The 18214-nt window shown below is 62.6% G+C and carries 16 protein-coding genes and 1 pseudogene; 11 read left to right on the plus strand and 6 right to left on the minus strand.

Going from position 1 to position 18214, the window contains the following annotated elements; genetic code table 11:
* Positions 1–151: 151 nt before the first annotated feature.
* The 4 genes from uvrA (at position 152) to M2281_RS26610 (ending at position 4750) form a co-directional block, all read left to right on the plus strand.
* Positions 152–3076 (plus strand): excinuclease ABC subunit UvrA, encoded by a 2925-nt coding sequence (gene uvrA, locus M2281_RS26595; protein WP_280824219.1) that lies wholly within the window; start codon positions 152–154, stop codon positions 3074–3076.
* A gap of 24 nt (positions 3077–3100) precedes the next feature.
* Positions 3101–3373, plus strand: coding sequence for a hypothetical protein (locus tag M2281_RS26600; RefSeq protein ID WP_280824220.1), 273 nt, complete (start codon positions 3101–3103; stop codon positions 3371–3373).
* Positions 3374–3436: 63 nt separating this feature from the next.
* Positions 3437–3907, plus strand: a complete 471-nt coding sequence (locus M2281_RS26605; protein ID WP_280824221.1) for a GNAT family N-acetyltransferase — start codon at positions 3437–3439, stop codon at positions 3905–3907.
* Positions 3908–3934: 27 nt separating this feature from the next.
* Complete coding sequence (locus M2281_RS26610; RefSeq protein WP_280824222.1) at positions 3935–4750, plus strand: DUF72 domain-containing protein; 816 nt, start codon at positions 3935–3937, stop codon at positions 4748–4750.
* 53 nt (positions 4751–4803) lie between these two features.
* Here the strand turns inward: M2281_RS26610 and M2281_RS26615 are convergent, their stop codons facing one another.
* The gene (locus M2281_RS26615) at positions 4804–5079 is read right to left on the minus strand and encodes a hypothetical protein (RefSeq protein WP_280824223.1); all 276 of its coding nucleotides are present in this window, start codon (positions 5077–5079) and stop codon (positions 4804–4806) included.
* 262 nt (positions 5080–5341) lie between these two features.
* On the opposite strand from M2281_RS26615, the gene M2281_RS26620 reads away from it, so the two are divergent.
* The gene (locus tag M2281_RS26620) at positions 5342–6799 is read left to right on the plus strand and encodes an NCS1 family nucleobase:cation symporter-1 (RefSeq protein ID WP_280824224.1); all 1458 of its coding nucleotides are present in this window, start codon (positions 5342–5344) and stop codon (positions 6797–6799) included.
* A 92-nt stretch (positions 6800–6891) separates the two neighbouring features.
* Here the strand turns inward: M2281_RS26620 and M2281_RS26625 are convergent, their stop codons facing one another.
* The 4 genes from M2281_RS26625 to tpiA all read right to left on the minus strand — a co-directional run bounded on the left by M2281_RS26625 (position 6892) and on the right by tpiA (position 11223).
* Positions 6892–8529 (minus strand): CTP synthase, encoded by a 1638-nt coding sequence (locus tag M2281_RS26625; protein WP_280824225.1) that lies wholly within the window; start codon positions 8527–8529, stop codon positions 6892–6894.
* A 136-nt stretch (positions 8530–8665) separates the two neighbouring features.
* Positions 8666–9565, minus strand: coding sequence for a L,D-transpeptidase (locus M2281_RS26630; RefSeq protein ID WP_280824226.1), 900 nt, complete (start codon positions 9563–9565; stop codon positions 8666–8668).
* A 297-nt stretch (positions 9566–9862) separates the two neighbouring features.
* Positions 9863–10321, minus strand: a complete 459-nt coding sequence (gene secG / locus M2281_RS26635) for a preprotein translocase subunit SecG (RefSeq protein ID WP_280824227.1) — start codon at positions 10319–10321, stop codon at positions 9863–9865.
* Between the two features lie 137 nt (positions 10322–10458).
* Entirely contained in the window at positions 10459–11223 is a 765-nt protein-coding gene (gene tpiA, locus M2281_RS26640) for a triose-phosphate isomerase (RefSeq protein ID WP_280824228.1), read from the minus strand.
* Between the two features lie 150 nt (positions 11224–11373).
* On the opposite strand from tpiA, the gene M2281_RS26645 reads away from it, so the two are divergent.
* The 6 genes from M2281_RS26645 to lexA all read left to right on the plus strand — a co-directional run bounded on the left by M2281_RS26645 (position 11374) and on the right by lexA (position 17877).
* Positions 11374–13266, plus strand: coding sequence for a SurA N-terminal domain-containing protein (locus tag M2281_RS26645; protein WP_280824229.1), 1893 nt, complete (start codon positions 11374–11376; stop codon positions 13264–13266).
* Positions 13267–13268: 2 nt separating this feature from the next.
* Entirely contained in the window at positions 13269–14282 is a 1014-nt protein-coding gene (gene trpD, locus M2281_RS26650) for an anthranilate phosphoribosyltransferase (RefSeq protein WP_280824230.1), read from the plus strand.
* Between the two features lie 4 nt (positions 14283–14286).
* The gene (gene trpC, locus M2281_RS26655) at positions 14287–15105 is read left to right on the plus strand and encodes an indole-3-glycerol phosphate synthase TrpC (RefSeq protein ID WP_280824231.1); all 819 of its coding nucleotides are present in this window, start codon (positions 14287–14289) and stop codon (positions 15103–15105) included.
* Between the two features lie 3 nt (positions 15106–15108).
* Positions 15109–15597 carry a cyclic pyranopterin monophosphate synthase MoaC gene (gene moaC, locus M2281_RS26660; RefSeq protein WP_280824232.1) on the plus strand — a complete coding sequence of 163 codons (489 nt, stop codon included), beginning with the start codon at positions 15109–15111 and terminating at the stop codon, positions 15595–15597.
* 1 nt (position 15598) lies between these two features.
* Positions 15599–16804 (plus strand): molybdopterin molybdotransferase MoeA, encoded by a 1206-nt coding sequence (locus tag M2281_RS26665; RefSeq protein WP_280824233.1) that lies wholly within the window; start codon positions 15599–15601, stop codon positions 16802–16804.
* Positions 16805–17154: 350 nt separating this feature from the next.
* Positions 17155–17877 carry a transcriptional repressor LexA gene (lexA, locus tag M2281_RS26670; protein WP_280824234.1) on the plus strand — a complete coding sequence of 241 codons (723 nt, stop codon included), beginning with the start codon at positions 17155–17157 and terminating at the stop codon, positions 17875–17877.
* Positions 17878–17907: 30 nt separating this feature from the next.
* Here lexA and M2281_RS26675 read toward each other — a convergent pair.
* Positions 17908–18214, minus strand: a pseudogene (locus M2281_RS26675) (hypothetical protein); the annotation flags it as partial.

The following is an 18214-nucleotide window of genomic DNA, read 5'->3' on the forward strand; positions in this document are numbered from 1 at the left end:
TTTTGCTTGCTCGTGGCGGTCAAAGACGGTTAAACCGCCAAAGCTCGGGGCGTGTGCATCCCTCGACAGATTGACGAGAATACCTACATGAGCGGTTTGGCCGGACAAACCAGCCAAGCCGAAAACTTTGAAATCGAGGCGGCGAACTGGCATGGCCGAGCATAAATACCTCTCCATTCGCGGTGCGCGCGAACACAATCTCAAGAACGTTGATCTCGACCTGCCGCGGGACTCGCTGATCGTGATGACCGGCCTGTCGGGTTCGGGCAAGTCGTCGCTTGCCTTCGACACGATCTATGCAGAAGGCCAGCGTCGTTACGTCGAAAGCCTGTCGGCCTATGCGCGGCAATTCCTCGAGATGATGCAGAAGCCGGACGTCGACCAGATCGACGGCCTGTCGCCGGCCATCTCGATCGAACAGAAGACGACCTCGCGCAATCCGCGTTCGACGGTCGGAACCGTCACCGAAATCTACGACTACATGCGCCTACTGTTTGCGCGCGTGGGCGTGCCCTATTCGCCGGCGACCGGTCTACCGATCGAAAGCCAGACGGTGAGCCAGATGGTCGACCGCGTGCTGGCGCTCGACGAAGGCACTCGCCTCTACATTTTGGCGCCGCTGGTGCGTGGCCGCAAAGGCGAGTACCGCAAGGAACTGGCGGAGCTGCAGAAGAAAGGCTTTCAGCGCGTGAAGGTGGACGGCACCTTCTACGAGATCGCCGACGTGCCCGCGCTGGACAAGAAGTACAAGCACGACATCGATGTCGTCGTGGACCGCATCGTCGTGAGGCCGGATCTCGCGACCCGTCTCGCCGACTCCATGGAAACGTCGCTCAAGCTTGCCGAAGGCCTTGCGGTTGCCGAATTCGCCGACAAGCCGCTCCCGCCAGAGGAGACGGCGGAAGGCGGCGCGGCCAACAAGTCGGCCAACGAGACGCATGAGCGCATCCTGTTCTCGGAAAAATTCGCCTGTCCGGTATCCGGCTTCACCATTCCGGAGATCGAGCCGCGCCTGTTCTCGTTCAACAATCCGTTCGGCGCCTGCCCGGCCTGCGACGGCCTGGGCAGCCAACGCGCCATCGATGCCAGCCTGATCGTGCCGGACGACAATGTCTCGCTGCGCGACGGCGCGGTGAGCCCGTGGGCGAAATCGACCTCACCCTACTACTCGCAGACGCTGGAAGCGCTGGGCAAGGTCTACGACTTCAAGCTGGGTGACAAGTTCAAGGACCTTTCCGCTGAAGCGCAGAAGGCCGTGCTCTACGGAACGGGCGAGCGCGAGATCGCTTTCAACTATGACGACGGCCTGCGCTCCTACAAGACGACCAAGACTTTCGAGGGCGTGATCCCGAACCTCGAGCGCCGCTGGAAGGAAACGGAATCGGCCTGGATGCGCGAGGAAATCGAGCGCTTCATGTCGTCCACGCCCTGCCCGGCCTGCAAAGGCTATCGCCTGAAGCCGGAAGCGCTGGCGGTGAAAATCGGCGGCAGGCATATCGGCGAGGTAACGGGGCAATCGATCCGCAAGGCCAATGCCTGGTTCGAGGACCTGCCGGCCAGCCTCAACGATAAGCAGAACGAGATCGCAGCACGCATCCTCAAGGAAATCCGCGAACGGCTGCGCTTCCTCAACGATGTCGGCCTCGACTATCTGACGCTGGCGCGCAATTCGGGAACGCTGTCGGGCGGCGAGAGCCAGCGCATCCGCCTGGCTTCGCAGATCGGCTCGGGCCTGACCGGTGTGCTCTACGTGCTCGACGAGCCGTCGATCGGCCTGCACCAGCGCGACAACGACCGGCTGCTCGATACTCTGAAGCATCTGCGCGACCTCGGCAACACGGTCATCGTGGTGGAGCATGATGAGGACGCGATCCTCACCGCCGACTATGTCGTCGACATCGGCCCCGCCGCCGGCATCCACGGCGGGCAGATCATCGCGCAGGGTACGCCGGCCGAGATCATGGCCAACCCCAATTCGATCACCGGCAAATATCTGAGCGGCGAGCTCGAGGTTCAGGTGCCGGAGGCGCGCCGGCAGATGAAGAAGGGCCGGCGCATAAAAGTAGTCGGCGCGCGCGGCAACAATCTGAAGAACGTGACGGCGGAAATTCCGCTCAGCACCTTCACCGCAGTGACCGGCGTTTCGGGCGGCGGCAAGTCGACCTTCCTGATCGAGACGCTGTTCAAGGCAGCATCCCGACGCATCATGGGCTCGCGCGAGCATCCGGCAGAGCACGATCGCATCGAGGGGCTCGAATTCCTCGACAAGGTCATCGACATCGACCAGTCGCCGATCGGGCGCACGCCGCGCTCCAACCCGGCGACCTATACCGGCGCCTTCACGCCGATCCGCGACTGGTTCGCGGGCCTGCCGGAGGCCAAGGCGCGCGGCTATCAGCCCGGCCGCTTCTCCTTCAACGTGAAGGGCGGCCGCTGCGAGGCCTGCCAGGGCGACGGCGTCATCAAGATCGAGATGCACTTCCTGCCGGACGTCTACGTCACCTGCGACGTCTGCCACGGCAAGCGCTACAACCGCGAAACGCTGGACGTCACCTTCAAGGGCAAGTCGATCGCTGACGTGCTTGATATGACGGTCGAGGAAGGCGCGGAGTTCTTCGCGGCCGTTCCGGCGGTGCGTGACAAGCTAGAGACGCTGGTCAAGGTCGGGCTCGGCTACATCCATGTCGGCCAGCAGGCGACGACGCTTTCGGGCGGCGAGGCGCAGCGCATCAAGCTCGCCAAGGAACTGTCGCGCAAGGCGACCGGCAAGACGCTCTACATTCTGGACGAGCCGACGACCGGCTTGCATTTCCACGACGTGGCCAAGCTTCTTGAAGTACTGCATGAGCTGGTCGAACAGGGCAACACGGTGGTGGTGATTGAGCACAATCTCGAAGTCATCAAGACAGCCGACTGGATCCTCGACCTCGGTCCTGAGGGCGGCGACGGCGGCGGCGAACTCGTGGCCGTCGGCACACCGGAAGACATCATTGCCGAGCCGCGCAGCTACACCGGCCAGTTCCTGATGGAATTGCTGGAGCGGCGGCCAAAGGGAAAGCGGGAAGCGGCGGAGTGATTGTCTTCGAGCGGATTTCGATAGATGACCAGTGAGATTTTTCGCTTTTACGCGGATGATCCTGAGTTCGTTTTCGATTTCTTGCGTAAGAACTGGCGTGACGCTGTCGTGCGCTGGGACGGTCGGAAAGTGGGCGCAAGCAATGTTTGGCTGATGGTTATTGTACTGGACAATGCGCCCGCCAGCGGAGCTTTCCAAAGTTGGCTGGATGAGAACGGAACGGTAGGCGACCTTTCCTTGGGGCTCAGCGGAGAGCCGATGTATATTCGTGATTGTCTGCTGGTCACAAAGAGATGACCAGACATGGGCTTGGCGGCATAAGCCGGCCTGCGAGTGGCTGCGAAGCGAGAGGGGTTTATCGTGGAAATCAGGGAAGCAAAGCCGGCCGATCTCGCGGCAGTCGTGGAATTGACCACTGCCGCCTATGCGCCCTACACCGCCCTTCTGGGCGGACCACCTATCCCCGTCACCGAGGATTACGCCCCGCGCGTCGCCGGCGGCGAAGTCTGGCTTCTCGAGACAGGCGGTGAGATCGGCGGCCTGATGGTGTTCGAGCGCCACGCGGATCATGTCATGATCTTCAGCATCGCCGTCTCACCGGCCTTCCAGGGCAAGGGTTTTGGCATCGCCCTGCTCCGCTGGTTGGAAGAGCAAACGCGGAAAATGTGCTTGCCGGAAGTCCGGCTCTACACGAATGCTCGCATGGAGCGGAACATTGCGCTCTATCTCGCCTATGGTTTTCATGAAACGGGTCGCCGGCCCAATCCTTATCGGCCAGGTTGGATCCTGGTCGATATGGCAAAGCCTGTTGGCGCTGCGGCCCTCGCCTAGATTTTTGTTTTGTCGGAGGAAGAACGAATGACCAAGTCCGGAACTATCCGCGCGGGCATGGGCGGCTGGACCTTCGAGCCCTGGGACACGTCCTTCTATCCCGAAAAGCTGGCCAAGGCGAAGCAGCTGCAATTTGCAAGCCGCCAGGTACCGACCATCGAGGTGAATGGCACCTATTATTCGAGCTTCAAGGAGCCCACCTTCGTCAAATGGGCCAGGGAGGCGCCGGACGGGTTTGTCTATTCGTTGAAAGGCAATCGTTTCGTCACCAATCGCCGCGTGCTTGGCGAGGCGGGCGAGTCCATGATGCGCTTTCTGGGATCAGGTGTCGCCGCGCTCGGCGAAAAGCTCGGGCCGATCCTGTGGCAGTTCGCACACACGAAAAAGTTCGACCACGACGATTTCGAAGCCTTCCTGAAACTGCTGCCGGAAAAGCAGGATGGCGTAGCGCTGCGCCACACTGTCGAGGTGCGCCACCCCTCCTTCGTCGTGCCGGAATTTGCCGCGCTGCTGCGGAAATACAATGTGCCGGTGGTCTATGCCGACCACGCCACCTACCCGGCCATCGCCGATGTCACCGGCGATTTCGTCTATGCACGACTGCAGACGGGCTCCGACGACATCCCGACCTGTTATGAACCCAAGGCGCTGGACGAATGGGTTGCCCGCGCCGAGACCTGGGCACAAGGCGGCACCCCTGCCGACCTGCCGCGCGCGGATCCTGCGCACGTTGCACCGGTCAAGCCTCGCGACGTATTCGTCTATTTCATCACTTCCGGCAAAGTGAATGCGCCGCATGGCGCCATGGCGTTCATGGAGCGCGTCCACGCAGAAGCCAGATAAACCAAGGGCGGCCAGGCCGAAGCCTGCCGCCCGTGTTGGTTGACATTACGATCTTAGTTGCTGCCGTAGAGAATGCGCGGGCTGGTGCCAATCCGGTTGCTGGTCGCGCCGAAGGCAGCGGCCGAGCTGTAATCGAACGACGGGGCCTTGACCAGGACCGAAGCCGCGGCGGCGTCGCCCGAACGGTTGAGCGCCTGCGGTGCGGTGGTGACAACGACGCCGCGATTGATGTCGTTCAGGGCCGGAGCTGCATCGCCAAAACGATCGCTTGCAAAAGCCGTACCCGAAGCAAGGACGACGGCGGCAAGGGTAAGGACGATCTTGTTCATTTCAACTCTCCAATAATCTCTTTCAAAATCTGTCGGGTGGCTGCTGTGCAGTTCCGATACTTGATAGCTATGTGAACGAGATTTGGATTTTCAGGCGCGGTTGTGTGAACGATGCGTTGAACACCCCCCGCTCACATCTGGGTGCGCCGACACTCAGGCCGGAACTCTACTTTGTGATCGCCGCCGTGGACTTTCCCCAACGTCAGGCATAGGCTTCGCTGGCTAATGGAAAATTGGTGTGAGTCTTTGGGGAGAGACTGGCATGAGCATTTCCGGCGCGTCGTCGTCGCTTTACAATGAAGACCTGGCTCCGGCCAAAGTGCGCAACTGGGGCGCATTCAGCATATTCAACGTCTGGACATCGGACGTGCATAGCCTTTGGGGCTATTATCTTGCCGCAAGCCTTTTTCTGTTCTGCGGCGGCTTCGTCAATTTCCTGATCGCGATCGGCATCGGCTCGCTGATCATCTTCGCGCTGATGAACCTCATCGGTAACGCAGGCGTCAAAACCGGCGTGCCCTTTCCTGTTCTGGCGCGTGCCTCGTTCGGCATCTGGGGCGCTAACATTCCGGCGCTGGTGCGCGCGATCGTGGCTTGCTTCTGGTACGGTGCTCAGACGGCGGCGGCGTCCGGCGCCATCGTGGCGCTGCTCATTCGCAGCGAGTGGTTCGCAAACTTCCATCAGAACGTACATTTCCTCGGCCATTCCGGGCTCGAGGTCATCTGCTTCCTGGTGGTGTGGGCCCTGCAGCTCCTGATCATCCAGCGCGGCATGGAGACGGTGCGACGGTTCCAGGACTGGGCCGGTCCGGCCGTGTGGGTCATGATGCTGCTGCTCGCCATCTATCTCTGCTGGCAGGCCGGCGGGCCGCGCTTCACCAGCGACATTCCGATGGATGTGCTGCTGGAGAAGACCAAGGATGCCGGTGTTCCTGGCGTGCCTGGCTCGATCGCGTCACTGGCGGCAGTGGCCGCGATCTGGGTGACCTATTTCTCTGCGCTCTACCTGAATTTCTGCGACTTCTCGCGCTATGCGCCCGACAAGGCCGCGGTGCGGAAGGGCAATCTCTGGGGCCTGCCCGTGAACCTGATCCTGTTTTCGCTGGTTGCCGGCGTCACCACGATCGCGGCCTATGACGTCTATGGCGAGGTGCTACTGCACCCCGACCAGATCTCGGCAAAGTTCGACAGCCTGTTCCTGGCGCTGCTGGCGGCCGTGACCTTCGCGGTGGCGACGCTCGGCATCAATGTGGTGGCGAATTTCGTCTCGCCGGCATTCGATTTCTCGAACGTCTTTCCAAAGCAGATCGACTTCAAGAAAGGCGGCTATATCGCTGCATTGATTGCACTTGTGCTCTATCCCTTCGCGCCTTGGGAAGGCAGCGCGGCCTCCTTCGTCGGCGTGCTTGGGGCGACGATGGGCCCGATCTTCGGCGTGATGATGGTCGACTACTATCTCATCCGCAAAGGCGAGATTCACGTCGAGGATCTCTACCGTGAGAACGGCGAGTTCCGCTTCCAGTCGGGCTGGCATGTCGCGGCGTTCATCGCCGCCGGCATCGGTGCGCTCTTCTCGTCGATCCTGCCGAACCTCACCAACTGGCTGCCCGAGTGGTGGGGCGTCTATGGCTGGTTCTTCGGCGTCGGCATCGCGGGTGCGATCTACTACGTCTTGCGCGCAGCCAAGGTCGGCGTGAACAGGCCGGTGGCGCGGGCCTGAGCGGACCTCACACAAAGAAAAACGGGCGGGAATCTTTCCCGCCCGTTTCCGTTCAGTAGCAACCGCCCATCCTTAGGGCAGCGGTTCCGAAACTAGACCAGTCGGCTCTGCTCGACCGCCGCCTCGATGAAGCTCGCAAACAGCGGATGCGGATCGAGCGGACGGCTCTTGAGTTCGGGGTGGTACTGCACACCGATGAACCAGGGATGGTCCGGATACTCGACCGTCTCGGGCAGAACGCCGTCGGGCGACATGCCGGCAAAGACCAGGCCGCACTCTTCCAGCCGCTCCTTGTAGTCGACATTGACCTCGTAGCGGTGGCGGTGGCGTTCGGAAATATCGGTGTTGCCGTAGATTTCCGCGATCTTCGAGCCTTCGGCGAGCCGCGCCTGGTAGGCGCCAAGCCGCATGGTGCCGCCGAGATCGCCTGCAGACTGACGCTTCTCGAGCATATTGCCCTTCAGCCATTCGGTCATAAGGCCAACGACGGGCTCCTTGGTCGGTCCGAACTCGGTCGAAGACGCATTCTCGAAACCGGCCAGCGAGCGGGCCGCTTCGATACACGCCATCTGCATGCCGAAGCAGATGCCGAAATACGGCACCTTGCGCTCGCGGGCGAACTTGGCCGCAAGGATCTTGCCTTCCGCGCCGCGCTCGCCGAAGCCGCCTGGCACGAGAATGCCGTGCACCTTTTCGAGCCACGGTGCGGGATCTTCCTTCTCGAAGATCTCCGACTCGATCCATTCGAGCTTGACCTTGACCCGGTTGGCCAGGCCGCCATGCGACAGCGCCTCGATCAGCGATTTGTAGGCGTCCTTGAGGCCGGTGTACTTGCCAACCACCGCGATGGTGACTTCACCTTCCGGATTGTGGATGAGCTGCGAAACCTCGTCCCATGCATCGAGACGCGGCTTCGGGGCCGGGTCGATGCCGAACGCGGCCAGAACTTCCGAATCCAGGCCTTCCTTATGATAGGCGAGCGGCACATCGTAGATATGGCCGACGTCGAGCGCCTGGATGACCGCCGATTCGCGGACATTGCAGAACAGCGACAGCTTCCGGCGCTCTTCCTTGGGGATCTGACGGTCGGCGCGCACCAGCAGGATGTCGGGTGCAATGCCGATCGAACGCAGTTCCTTGACCGAGTGTTGGGTAGGCTTGGTCTTCAACTCGCCGGCCGTCGGGATGTACGGCATCAGCGTCAGATGAACATAGACCGCGTTGTTGCGCGGCAGGTCGTTGCCGAGCTGGCGAATGGCTTCCAGGAACGGCATCGCCTCGATGTCGCCCACGGTGCCGCCGATCTCGCACAGCACGAAGTCGTAGTCGTCATTGCCCGACAGGACGAAGTTCTTGATCTCGTCGGTGACGTGCGGGATGACTTGGACGGTCGCACCAAGATAATCGCCGCGGCGTTCGCGCTCGATGATGTTCTTGTAGATACGGCCAGTGGTGATGTTGTCGCTCTGGTTGGCCGAGCGGCCAGTGAAGCGTTCGTAGTGGCCGAGATCGAGGTCCGTTTCGGCCCCGTCGTCGGTCACGAAGACCTCGCCGTGTTGGTACGGCGACATCGTGCCGGGATCCACATTGAGGTATGGATCGAGTTTCCGGATACGCACACGGTAACCGCGTGCCTGAAGGAGAGCACCTAGTGCTGCTGCGGCAATGCCTTTTCCAAGGGAAGAAACCACGCCGCCAGTGATGAATACATATCGCGCCATGGGAGTCATCGCTTATCGCTGTAGGATTGATTCCGCCAGTAAAAAATCCGCGCAGGGCGATTTTTCCCGGCCTGTTTGGTCTGGGCAGCATGCGCCCAAACAAAAAGGGCCGGCTGGGCCGGCCCTTTCATTGATGCCGAATCGATCACAGAACGACGACTTCCGTGCCCATCTTGACGCGGTTGTAGAGGTCGATCACGTGGTCGTTGACCATACGGAAGCAACCGTTGGACGAGTTGGTGCCGATGGTCTGCGGCTGGTTGGTGCCGTGGATGCGGATGTGCGTGTCCGACTTGCCCTGATAGAGGTAGATGGCACGAGCGCCCAGCGGGTTGTCCGGGCCGCCATTCATGCCTTCCTTATACTGGCCGTACTTCTTCGGATCGCGCTTCTGCATGTCCTGCGTCGGGATCCAGCGTGGCCATTCCTGCTTGTCGCCAACCTTGGCCGTACCCCTGAACTCAAGGCCTTCACGACCCACCGCGATCGCATAACGGCGGGCGGTCGACGAGGTTTCGATCAGATAGAGGTAGCGGGCCTTGGTGTCGATGACGATGGTGCCGCGCTCGTAGCCGGAGAAGGCGACTTCCTGAGGCTCATAGTCGGCCTTGACCTTGAACTGCTTCTTGGACTGGCGCTGCTCCAGAACCGCATCCAGTGCACGCGTCTGCGGCAGCATGGCCGGTGCGGCCGGGTCGCCGCCGAAGAGCATCGCAAGGAAGCCGCCCTGCGGCCGGCCGCTCGCTTCGCTGCGCAGTTCGCCGTTGTTGCCGGTGCGGCTGATCGTGCCCGACTCGGTAATGGCGCCCGTCGTCAGCTCGGCCTTGTTGGTCTTGCCTTCCTTGGCGGCAAGCTTTTCAGCTTCCTTGGCCTTCTGCTTGGAAGTCAGCTTCTTTTTCTTCTGAGCCGCATCGCCCTTGGTATCAGCCTCTACGGCCTTGGACGGAGCCAGATAAGTGTTTGCCCGTGACGTGTCGGCATAGGCAGGAGCCGAAACGCCGATGGCCGCGCAGATGCCCAAGGCAACGAGGCTGCGAATATGCATGTTAGCGATCCCGAAAATAATTTGGCTAGCGACAGCGCACAACTGTGCGGTGCGAAAGCAGATACTGCCACTTCAGGGTTTATAAGCAATTAAACTTGGGAACCTCAAGATCAGCACAATGGGGGAAACGGCCATTTCAGTGGATGCGATTCGCAATTGCATGCACTGTGGCCGATCGACAACAGTGGTCGCTTGGACCACCCCAAACGGCAGCTTAAAGCAAAACCCCGCCGCGCTTGACGCACGGCGGGGTTGCAAAATCTTCGCTCTCTTTCGAGAGCCTTCGGGGCAAAAACCTTACTGGTTCGGAACCTGCGGAGCGGCCGGCTGCGCCGGAGCTGCCGGGACCTCAGGCGAAGCGGGCGGGGTTGCCGCATTGCCGCCGGCAGCAGGTGCCGGGGCCGGTGCGGGCTGCTGGCCGCCGAGTTGGTTGAGAACGCCGCCGCCGGTCGAGCCACCCTGGGTGTCGGTGCCGCCCTGAGTGCCGGTGTTGCCCTGCGTCGTCGGAACGCGGTCGAGGATGTCGATCGGACGCTCGCCGTAGCGTGCGAGAATCGAGAGGAGCAGCGAGGTGGCAAAGAAAGCTGCCGCCAGGAGCGCGGTCGCGCGGGTCAGCGCATTGGCCGCGCCGCGCGCGCTCATGAAGCCGGAGCCGCCGCCGATGCCGAGGCCACCGCCTTCGGAACGCTGCAGCAGCACGACGCCGACAAGCGCCAGAACGACCATCAGATGAATAACAATAATTACGGTTTGCATGACTTCACCTGAAACTGGCGGTTTTGCGGACGCCGTCGCGCTCGAGGAATGGGAGGCGGCTCAATACAACGGTTTCGCTGTATTTCCAAGTCCGTCTCCCAATATGGGATGAGGAACCCGCATTGCAACGGAAAATGTCAGATCGACCTATAGGCCGTGGCTATGCCCAGGAAGTCCGATGCCTTCAGGCTTGCGCCGCCCACCAGGGCTCCGTCGACATTTTCAACGGAAAGGAGTTCGACGGCATTGGAGGGTTTTACCGAGCCGCCATAGAGAATGCGCATCTTGCCGGCTTCCGCGCCGAGCTTTTCGGCAAGGCGAGCCCGGATATGCGCATGCGCCTCGGTCACATCGGCCACTGTCGGCGTCAGGCCGGTGCCGATCGCCCAGACCGGCTCATAGGCAACCACCGCATTGGCGGCAGTTGCGGCCGTCGGTACCGACCCTTCGATCTGACGGGAAAGAACGTCCAGCGTCGCGCCGCCTTCGCGCTCGGCGCGCGTCTCGCCGATGCAGATGATGGCGACGAGCCCGCCGCGCCAGGCGGCCTCGGCCTTGGCATAGACAATCGCATCATTCTCGCCGCAGTCGGTACGGCGCTCCGAATGACCCACGATCACATAGCTGGCGCCGGCATCTTTCAGCATCTCGGCCGAAATGTCGCCGGTATGCGCGCCGCTTTCCTTGGCGTGGCAGTCCTCGCCGCCGATGGTCACCGGGGTGCCGGCCACCGTGTCGGCTGCGCGGGAGATGAGCGTTGCAGGAACGCAGACCAGTCCGTCGGCCACGGCATCAAGTCCCCCGGCGAACCCCTCCCCGATTGCCCGCAATTCGCCGAGCCAAGCGCTCGTTCCGTTCATCTTCCAATTGCCGGCGACCAGCGGACGAATTCCTGGCGTCATAATGCTCTGATCCTGTTCTTGTGATCGGTGCCCCGTGCCCTCACTAGCAAAATCAGACCACAAAGCAATCGACACTGGGCGTGAAGGAGGCTATTGCCCTTCAATCAGACGCCAAACACGTCATAAAACGACAAGAAACCGGAAGAGATCATGCTCGATAGCTTGCGAAACGCCGCTGGAACCTGGGTTGCGAAGCTCCTGCTTCTTATGCTGGTCGTGAGCTTTGCCATCTGGGGCATCACCGGCAAGATGATGGAAGGCCAGAGCGGCGGCAACAAGGTCGTGACCGTTGGGGGCACCAACGTGTCCATCAACGACTACCGCCTGGCCTACGATCGCCAGGTCAATATGTTGCAGCAGCAGTTGGGCCAGCGCCTGACGCGCGACCAGATGAAGGCATTCGGCCTCGAGAACCAGGTGCTGTCGCAACTGGTCGCCGGCGCTCTTCTTGACGAGCAGGCGCGCAAGATGGGCCTTGGCCTTTCCAAGGACCGGCTGGCCGCGCTGACGGCCGAGGACCAGGCCTTCCAGAGTCCTGACGGCCGCTTCAGCCGCCAGCAGTTCGAATATGTGATCCGCCAGCTCGGCATGCGCCCGGACGATTATTTCGCCAATCGCTCGCAGGTCGCAATCCGCCAGCAGATCGTCGAGGCCATTTCCGACGGCTTCAAGGCACCCGATACCTTCCTCCGCGGCGTCGCCCTCTACCGCGGCGAAGACCGCACCGTGGATTATCTCGTCCTGCCGAAGTCGCTGGTCGAGCCGATCTCGGCTCCGTCAAACGACGTGCTCTCCGCCTGGTTCGAGGAGAACAAGAAGAAGTACGCGGCCCCCGAATTCCGTAAGATTTCCTACGTGAAGCTCGAGGCCTCGGACATCGTTGACGAAAAGTCGATCACCGACGACCAGGTGCGCGAGGAGTACGAGAAGAACAAGGCCCGCTACACCTCGCCCGAGCAGCGCACGATCGAGCAGATCGTGTTCAAGAGCCCGGAAGCGGCAACCGCGGCCCTGGATTCGATCAAAGGCGGCGCCACTTTCGACAAGATCGCCACGGGTGAAGGCAAGACCGAGGCGGACATCCTGCTGGGCACGCTGAGCAAGGACAAGATCGCAGACAAGGCGATCGCCGATGCGGCCTTCTCGCTGGCCGCCAACGAGGTCAGCCCCGTGGTCCAGGGCCAGTTCGGCCCGGCGCTGCTGCGCGTGACCGAGATCAAGCCCGAAGTCGTCAAGCCGCTCGCAGAGGTCGCCGGCGACATCCGCACGCGACTGGCCCTGGCGGAAGCCAACCGGCAGCTGATGGAAGTGCACGACGCTTATGAGGATGCGCGCGCCGCCGGCGACTCGGTGAAGGATGCCGCCGCCAAGACTCATCTGAAGGCGGTGACCATCGACGCCGTTGACCGGATGGGGCAGGACGCCAATGGCCAGGTGATCTCCACGCTGCCGCAGCCGCAGCAGCTGCTGCAGGCCGTCTTCCAGGCCGATGTCGACGCGGACAACCCGCCCATCACCCTGGGCTCGACGGGCTATGTCTTCTACGAGGTTGAGGGCGTCACCCAGGCCCGTGACCGCACGCTCGACGAGGTCAAGGACAAGGCTATCGCCGACTGGACGAAGGCCGAGACGGAAAAGCGCCTTTCCGCCAAGGGCGAGGAACTGTCCAAGCGCCTGAAGGACGGCTCGACGCTCGACACCCTGGCCACCGAAATGTCGCTGGAGAAGCAGACCAAGCGCGGCCTGAAGCGCGAGGCCGACGACGGCGATTTCGGCCGCGCTGGCGTGTCAGCGGTCTTCGGCGTCGCCCAGGATGGTGTCGGCGTATTCGCCGCGCCCGCTGGCGACGCTCAGGTTCTGTTCAAGGTGACGGAAGTGTCCGAACCGGTCGCCGCCGACGCAGCCTCCGTGCCCGACGATCTGCGCAACCAGTTTGCGCGCGGCATCGGCGATGACATGCTGGACGAGCTGGTTGCCAAGCTTCGGGCGGAATACTCCGTCTCGGTGAACCAGGGCGCGATCAGCCAGGCAATGGCGTTCTGACAATGAGTAGTACGCTCAAACCTCACCTCGCCAAGGTCGCCACAGGCAACCCGCTTTCCTTCGAGGAAGCCAAGGAAGCCTTCGACATCATCATGTCCGGCGATGCCACGCCGGGCCAGATCGGTGGCTTCCTGATGGCGCTCAGGGTGCGCGGCGAAACAGTCGACGAAATCTCGGGCGCGGTGGCGACGATGCGCGAGAAGATGCTGCGCGTCGAAGCCCCTGCCGATGCAGTCGACATCGTCGGCACCGGTGGCGACGGCTCGCACAGCGTCAACATCTCCACCGCTTCCGCCTTCGTCATCGCGGGCGCTGGCGTGCCGGTGGCCAAGCATGGCAATCGCGGCCTGTCCTCGCAGACGGGTGCCGCCGATGTGCTGATGGCCCTCGGCGTAAAGATCGACTTGACGCCCGCCGAGATCGGCAACTGCGTGCGCGAAGCCGGCGTCGGCTTCATGTTCGCTCCGGCCCACCATCCGGCCATGCGCCATGTGGGCCCGACGCGCGTCGAGCTCGGCACGCGCACCATCTTCAACCTGCTCGGCCCGCTTTCCAATCCGGCCGGCGTGACCCGCCAGATGGTCGGCGTGTTCTCGCCCGAATGGGTCAAGCCGGTGGCCGAGACTTTGAAGGCTCTGGGTGCCGATCACGTTTGGGTGGTGCATGGCGACGGCTATGACGAAATCACCACGACCGGCGAGACGCATGTCGCAGAGCTTGTTGGCGATGATATCCGAAGCTTTGTGCTGACTCCCGAGGAACTCGGGCTGAAGCGCCACAGCAAGGAAGACCTGCGCGGCGGCGAAGCCAGCTACAACGCACAGGCGCTGCGAGCGGTGCTGTCGGGCAAACCGGGCGCCTATCGCGACACAGTGCTGATGAATGCCGGCGCCGGACTTGTCGTTGCCGGCAAGGTTTCGAACATTTCAGACGGCGTTGCAGCCGCAGCAGCCTCGATCGACAGCGGCAAGGCGCTGAGTGTGCTCGATGCCCTGGTGAAGGTCTCCAACGGGTAGCGTCATGGCCGACATTCTTGCGAAGATCGAAGCCTACAAGCGCGAAGAAATCGCCGCGGCCAAGGCCCGGCTGCCGCTGATCGAGCTCAAGGCGCAGGTCCGCGACGTGGAAGAGCCGCGCGGTTTTCTGGCCGCGCTGCGGGCAAAGCGGGCCGCCGGCCAGTTCGCGCTGATTGCCGAAATCAAGAAGGCGAGCCCGTCCAAGGGGCTCATCCGACCGGATTTCGATCCGCCGGCGCTTGCCCGCGCTTATGAGCTTGGCGGCGCCGCGTGTCTTTCCGTGCTGACCGACACGCCCTCCTTCCAGGGCGCGCCTGAATTCCTGACCGCCGCGCGCGCTGCCTGCGGGCTGCCGGCGCTACGCAAGGATTTCATGTTCGAGCCGTACCAGGTCTATGAAGCACGCGCCTGGGGCGCCGATGCCATTCTCGTCATCATGGCGAGCCTGACCGACGACGAAGCCAAGGCACTCGAAGACGCCGCCCACCATCTCGGCATGGACGTTCTGGTGGAAGTGCATGACGAGGCCGAGACCGAGCGGGCCCTTAAACTCGCCTCGCCGCTGATCGGCATCAACAATCGCAACCTGCGCACCTTCGAAGTCAGCCTCGAAACCTCCGAGCGACTTTCGAAGATGGTGCCGGACAATAAGCTGCTGGTCGGCGAAAGCGGCATCTTCACCCATGACGACTGCCGGCGGCTGGAGAGTTCGGGTATCGGCACCTTCCTGGTGGGCGAGAGCCTGATGCGCCAGGCCGATGTGACCGCGGCTACCCGCATGCTGCTGACTGGAGCGCCTGCGGCTCAGGCGGCGAACGGCTAGGCAATGTCGGACAAACCCGCCCTCACCCATCTCGGCACCGAAGGCCAGGCGCATATGGTCGACGTCGGCGCCAAGGCGGAAACCGAGCGCACCGCGATCGCCGAAGGCTTTGTTCGCATGCTGCCGGAGACGCTGAAGCTGATCCGCGAGGGCAACGCCAAGAAAGGCGACGTGCTGGGCACGGCGCGACTGGCCGGCATCATGGCGGCCAAGCGCACGCATGAGCTGATCCCGCTTTGCCACCCGCTGCTGCTGACCAAGGTTTCGGTAGACATCGAACCGGACGACAGCCTGCCCGGGCTGCGCGTGACGGCGTTGGCGCGTGTGACCGGCAAGACCGGCGTGGAAATGGAAGCGCTGACTGCGGCTTCTGTCGCCTGCCTGACCATCTACGACATGGCCAAGGCCGTGGACCGGGGCATGGAGATTTCCGGCATAAGGCTGGTCGAGAAGACCGGCGGCAAGTCCGGCGACTACAAAGCGGGTGCCTGAGATGGCATTGTTGCCCGTCAGCGAGGCACTTGAACGGCTGCTCGACGGGGCGGAGCCGCGCGAGGGCGAGTATGTCCCCCTTGCGGAAACGGCGGGCCGCATGCTGGCTGACGATGTCAGGGCGCTTCGAACCCAGCCGCCCTTCGACGCGTCCGCGATGGACGGCTATGCCGTGCGCGCCGCCGACGTCGCATCGGTGCCGGTGACGCTGCAGGTTGTCGGCGACGCGCCGGCCGGCCGCCGCTTCAACGGCTCAATTGGGCCGGGACAGGCAGTGCGCATCTTCACCGGCGCGCCGATGCCCGGAGGCGCCGACACCATCGTGATCCAGGAAAACGCGCGCCGCCTCGACGAACGAACAGTCGAGGTCATCGAAGCCGTGGCCGCGGGCCGGCACATTCGGCGCATGGGCCTCGATTTCTCGGCCGGCGACCTGCTGCTGGAAAAGGGCCGGCTGCTGGATGCCGGTGCCGTGTCGCTGGCCGCATCGGCAAACCACCCTAGCCTGCCAGTCGTCAAGAAGCCGCTGCTGGCGATCATCGCCACCGGCGACGAGTTGCTTCTGCCGGGCAGCGAGCTCGGCCCCGATCAGATCGTCGCCTCCAATGCCTTCGGCGTTGCGGCCATCGCCGAATCGGTCGGCGCGCGCGTGCTCGACCTCGGCATCGTGCCTGACAGCCGACCGGCGATCTCGGCGCGCATCAGGCACGCGCTTGAGCAGGACGCCGACGTGGTGGTGACACTAGGCGGCGCCTCGGTCGGCGACCATGACCTTACCAACGAGGCGCTGATCGCCGAGGGCATGGAGCTCGACTTCTGGAAGATCGCCATGCGCCCGGGCAAGCCGCTGATGTTCGGCCGGCGCGGCCGCACCCGCTTTCTCGGCCTGCCCGGCAATCCGGTCGCAAGCCTCGTCTGCTCGCATTTGTTCCTCAAGCCGCTTCTGTCGCGGCTCGGCGGGCGCGCCTACCGGCCCGACATTTGCGAGGCAGCACTCGACAAGCCTATGGCCGCCAACGACCTGCGACAGGACTATGTGCGGGCGGTGCTGCGCCACGAGCCCGACGGGCTCAAGGCGACGCCGTTCGAAACGCAGGACTCGTCGATGCTGAAGACCTTTGCCGACGCAAACGGCCTGATCATCCGCGAACCTTTTGCGCCTGCGGCACCTATTGGCACGATCTGCTCTGTATTGCGGCTGCGCTGACGCAGGCCCTGGCAGCTGATCGAATCGTCTTCCCGCTATGAGAAGATGATTTGGACGGCTTTTGTTCACCATCCGTCGCCTCTCGCGGCTGAGACGTCGTCATCCGGTGAAAATCGGTTCGGTCGATGTCGACATGGCACGCGCCGCCGTGCCAGCGGAAAATCCTCATAGAATCAAAGCCCTGTCGGCTTTCCTGCGACGGATGCTGTAGGCCCGCGCACGACGGCGTAGTCGTAATGGTTTACGCCGGATTGATGATTTCATCAAAATTTAAACAGTTGCGGAACACAAATGGAACAGATAGTGTTTGTTCTGGTTTTGTTTTAGGGGTTGATTCCCGGGGGCCGGTGATGCTGACGCGCAAACAACACGAACTGTTGCTCTTCATCCATGAACGGCTGAAGGAAAGTGGCATCCCGCCTTCCTTCGACGAAATGAAGGAAGCCCTGGATCTGGCTTCCAAATCCGGCATCCACCGGCTCATCACCGCACTTGAAGAGCGCGGCTTCATTCGTCGCCTGCCGAACCGTGCGCGGGCGCTCGAGGTGCTCCGCCTGCCCGACTCGATTGCTCCCGGTCTTGCCCCGCAACGCGCCAAGTTTTCGCCGAGCGTCATTGAAGGCAGCCTTGGTCGCCGCACCGCCGAACCGGTCCGCAATGCGCCGGCTGCCGGCAATGACGATGTGGCGAGCGCCGTATCGATCCCAGTCATGGGCCGCATCGCGGCCGGTGTGCCGATCGACGCCATCCAGCACAAGACCCATTCCATCTCGGTGCCGCCTGAAATGATCGTTGGCGGCGAGCATTATGCGCTCGAGGTGAAGGGCGACTCGATGATCGAGGCCGGCATTTTCGATGGCGACACGGTGATCATCCGCAATTCCAACACCGCCAATCCCGGCGAAATCGTCGTGGCGCTGGTGGATGAAGAGGAAGCGACCTTGAAGCGGTTCCGCCGCAAGGGCGCGTCGATTGCGCTGGAGGCGGCCAATCCCGCCTATGAGACGCGGATTTTCGGCCCCGACCGGGTGAAGGTGCAGGGTAAGCTGGTCGGCCTCATCCGCCGCTATTGAACGTGACTCGGCCGGATTGCTTGGCCAGCGTTAGTCTTCTGACGGGCCGGCATCTTGGGCCGGCTGTTCTTTGACCCACGGGAATTTGGTGCCTGTGAACGCGCGCAGCTTCCGCTCATAGGGCGGCATGCCGCGTGCCTCGCGCGAAAAGCGTCTCTGCGCATGCCAGGGCCGATAGGGCTCGGAGAGCGCGAACCTGACTTCTGGCATCTGGCCGGTTTCGTCATTCGAAAAATAGACGGCGGCGCTGCCCTGCTTTGCCAGTTCGCGTTTTGTCAGGATCAGCGGCGGGCCGGTCGAACAGACATTTTTTGCGGTGGCGTCTTCGATGACGATG

The organism is Pseudaminobacter soli (ex Li et al. 2025) (assembly GCF_029892515.1).
In the GTDB taxonomy this organism is placed as follows: Bacteria; Pseudomonadota; Alphaproteobacteria; order Rhizobiales; family Rhizobiaceae; genus Pseudaminobacter; species Pseudaminobacter soli_A.

What these genes read in the sequence shown, in the direction of transcription:
- uvrA (WP_280824219.1), top strand. Translation starts at nt 152, where the DNA reads ATGGCCGAGCATAAATACCTCTCCATTCGCGGTGCGCGCGAACACAAT.
- M2281_RS26600 (WP_280824220.1), top strand. Translation starts at nt 3,101, where the DNA reads ATGACCAGTGAGATTTTTCGCTTTTACGCGGATGATCCTGAGTTCGTT.
- M2281_RS26610 (WP_280824222.1), top strand. Translation starts at nt 3,935, where the DNA reads ATGACCAAGTCCGGAACTATCCGCGCGGGCATGGGCGGCTGGACCTTC.
- M2281_RS26615 (WP_280824223.1), bottom strand. Translation starts at nt 5,079, where the DNA reads ATGAACAAGATCGTCCTTACCCTTGCCGCCGTCGTCCTTGCTTCGGGT.
- M2281_RS26620 (WP_280824224.1), top strand. Translation starts at nt 5,342, where the DNA reads ATGAGCATTTCCGGCGCGTCGTCGTCGCTTTACAATGAAGACCTGGCT.
- M2281_RS26625 (WP_280824225.1), bottom strand. Translation starts at nt 8,529, where the DNA reads ATGACTCCCATGGCGCGATATGTATTCATCACTGGCGGCGTGGTTTCT.
- M2281_RS26630 (WP_280824226.1), bottom strand. Translation starts at nt 9,565, where the DNA reads ATGCATATTCGCAGCCTCGTTGCCTTGGGCATCTGCGCGGCCATCGGC.
- secG (WP_280824227.1), bottom strand. Translation starts at nt 10,321, where the DNA reads ATGCAAACCGTAATTATTGTTATTCATCTGATGGTCGTTCTGGCGCTT.
- tpiA (WP_280824228.1), bottom strand. Translation starts at nt 11,223, where the DNA reads ATGACGCCAGGAATTCGTCCGCTGGTCGCCGGCAATTGGAAGATGAAC.
- M2281_RS26645 (WP_280824229.1), top strand. Translation starts at nt 11,374, where the DNA reads ATGCTCGATAGCTTGCGAAACGCCGCTGGAACCTGGGTTGCGAAGCTC.
- trpD (WP_280824230.1), top strand. Translation starts at nt 13,269, where the DNA reads ATGAGTAGTACGCTCAAACCTCACCTCGCCAAGGTCGCCACAGGCAAC.
- trpC (WP_280824231.1), top strand. Translation starts at nt 14,287, where the DNA reads ATGGCCGACATTCTTGCGAAGATCGAAGCCTACAAGCGCGAAGAAATC.
- moaC (WP_280824232.1), top strand. Translation starts at nt 15,109, where the DNA reads ATGTCGGACAAACCCGCCCTCACCCATCTCGGCACCGAAGGCCAGGCG.
- M2281_RS26665 (WP_280824233.1), top strand. Translation starts at nt 15,599, where the DNA reads ATGGCATTGTTGCCCGTCAGCGAGGCACTTGAACGGCTGCTCGACGGG.
- lexA (WP_280824234.1), top strand. Translation starts at nt 17,155, where the DNA reads ATGCTGACGCGCAAACAACACGAACTGTTGCTCTTCATCCATGAACGG.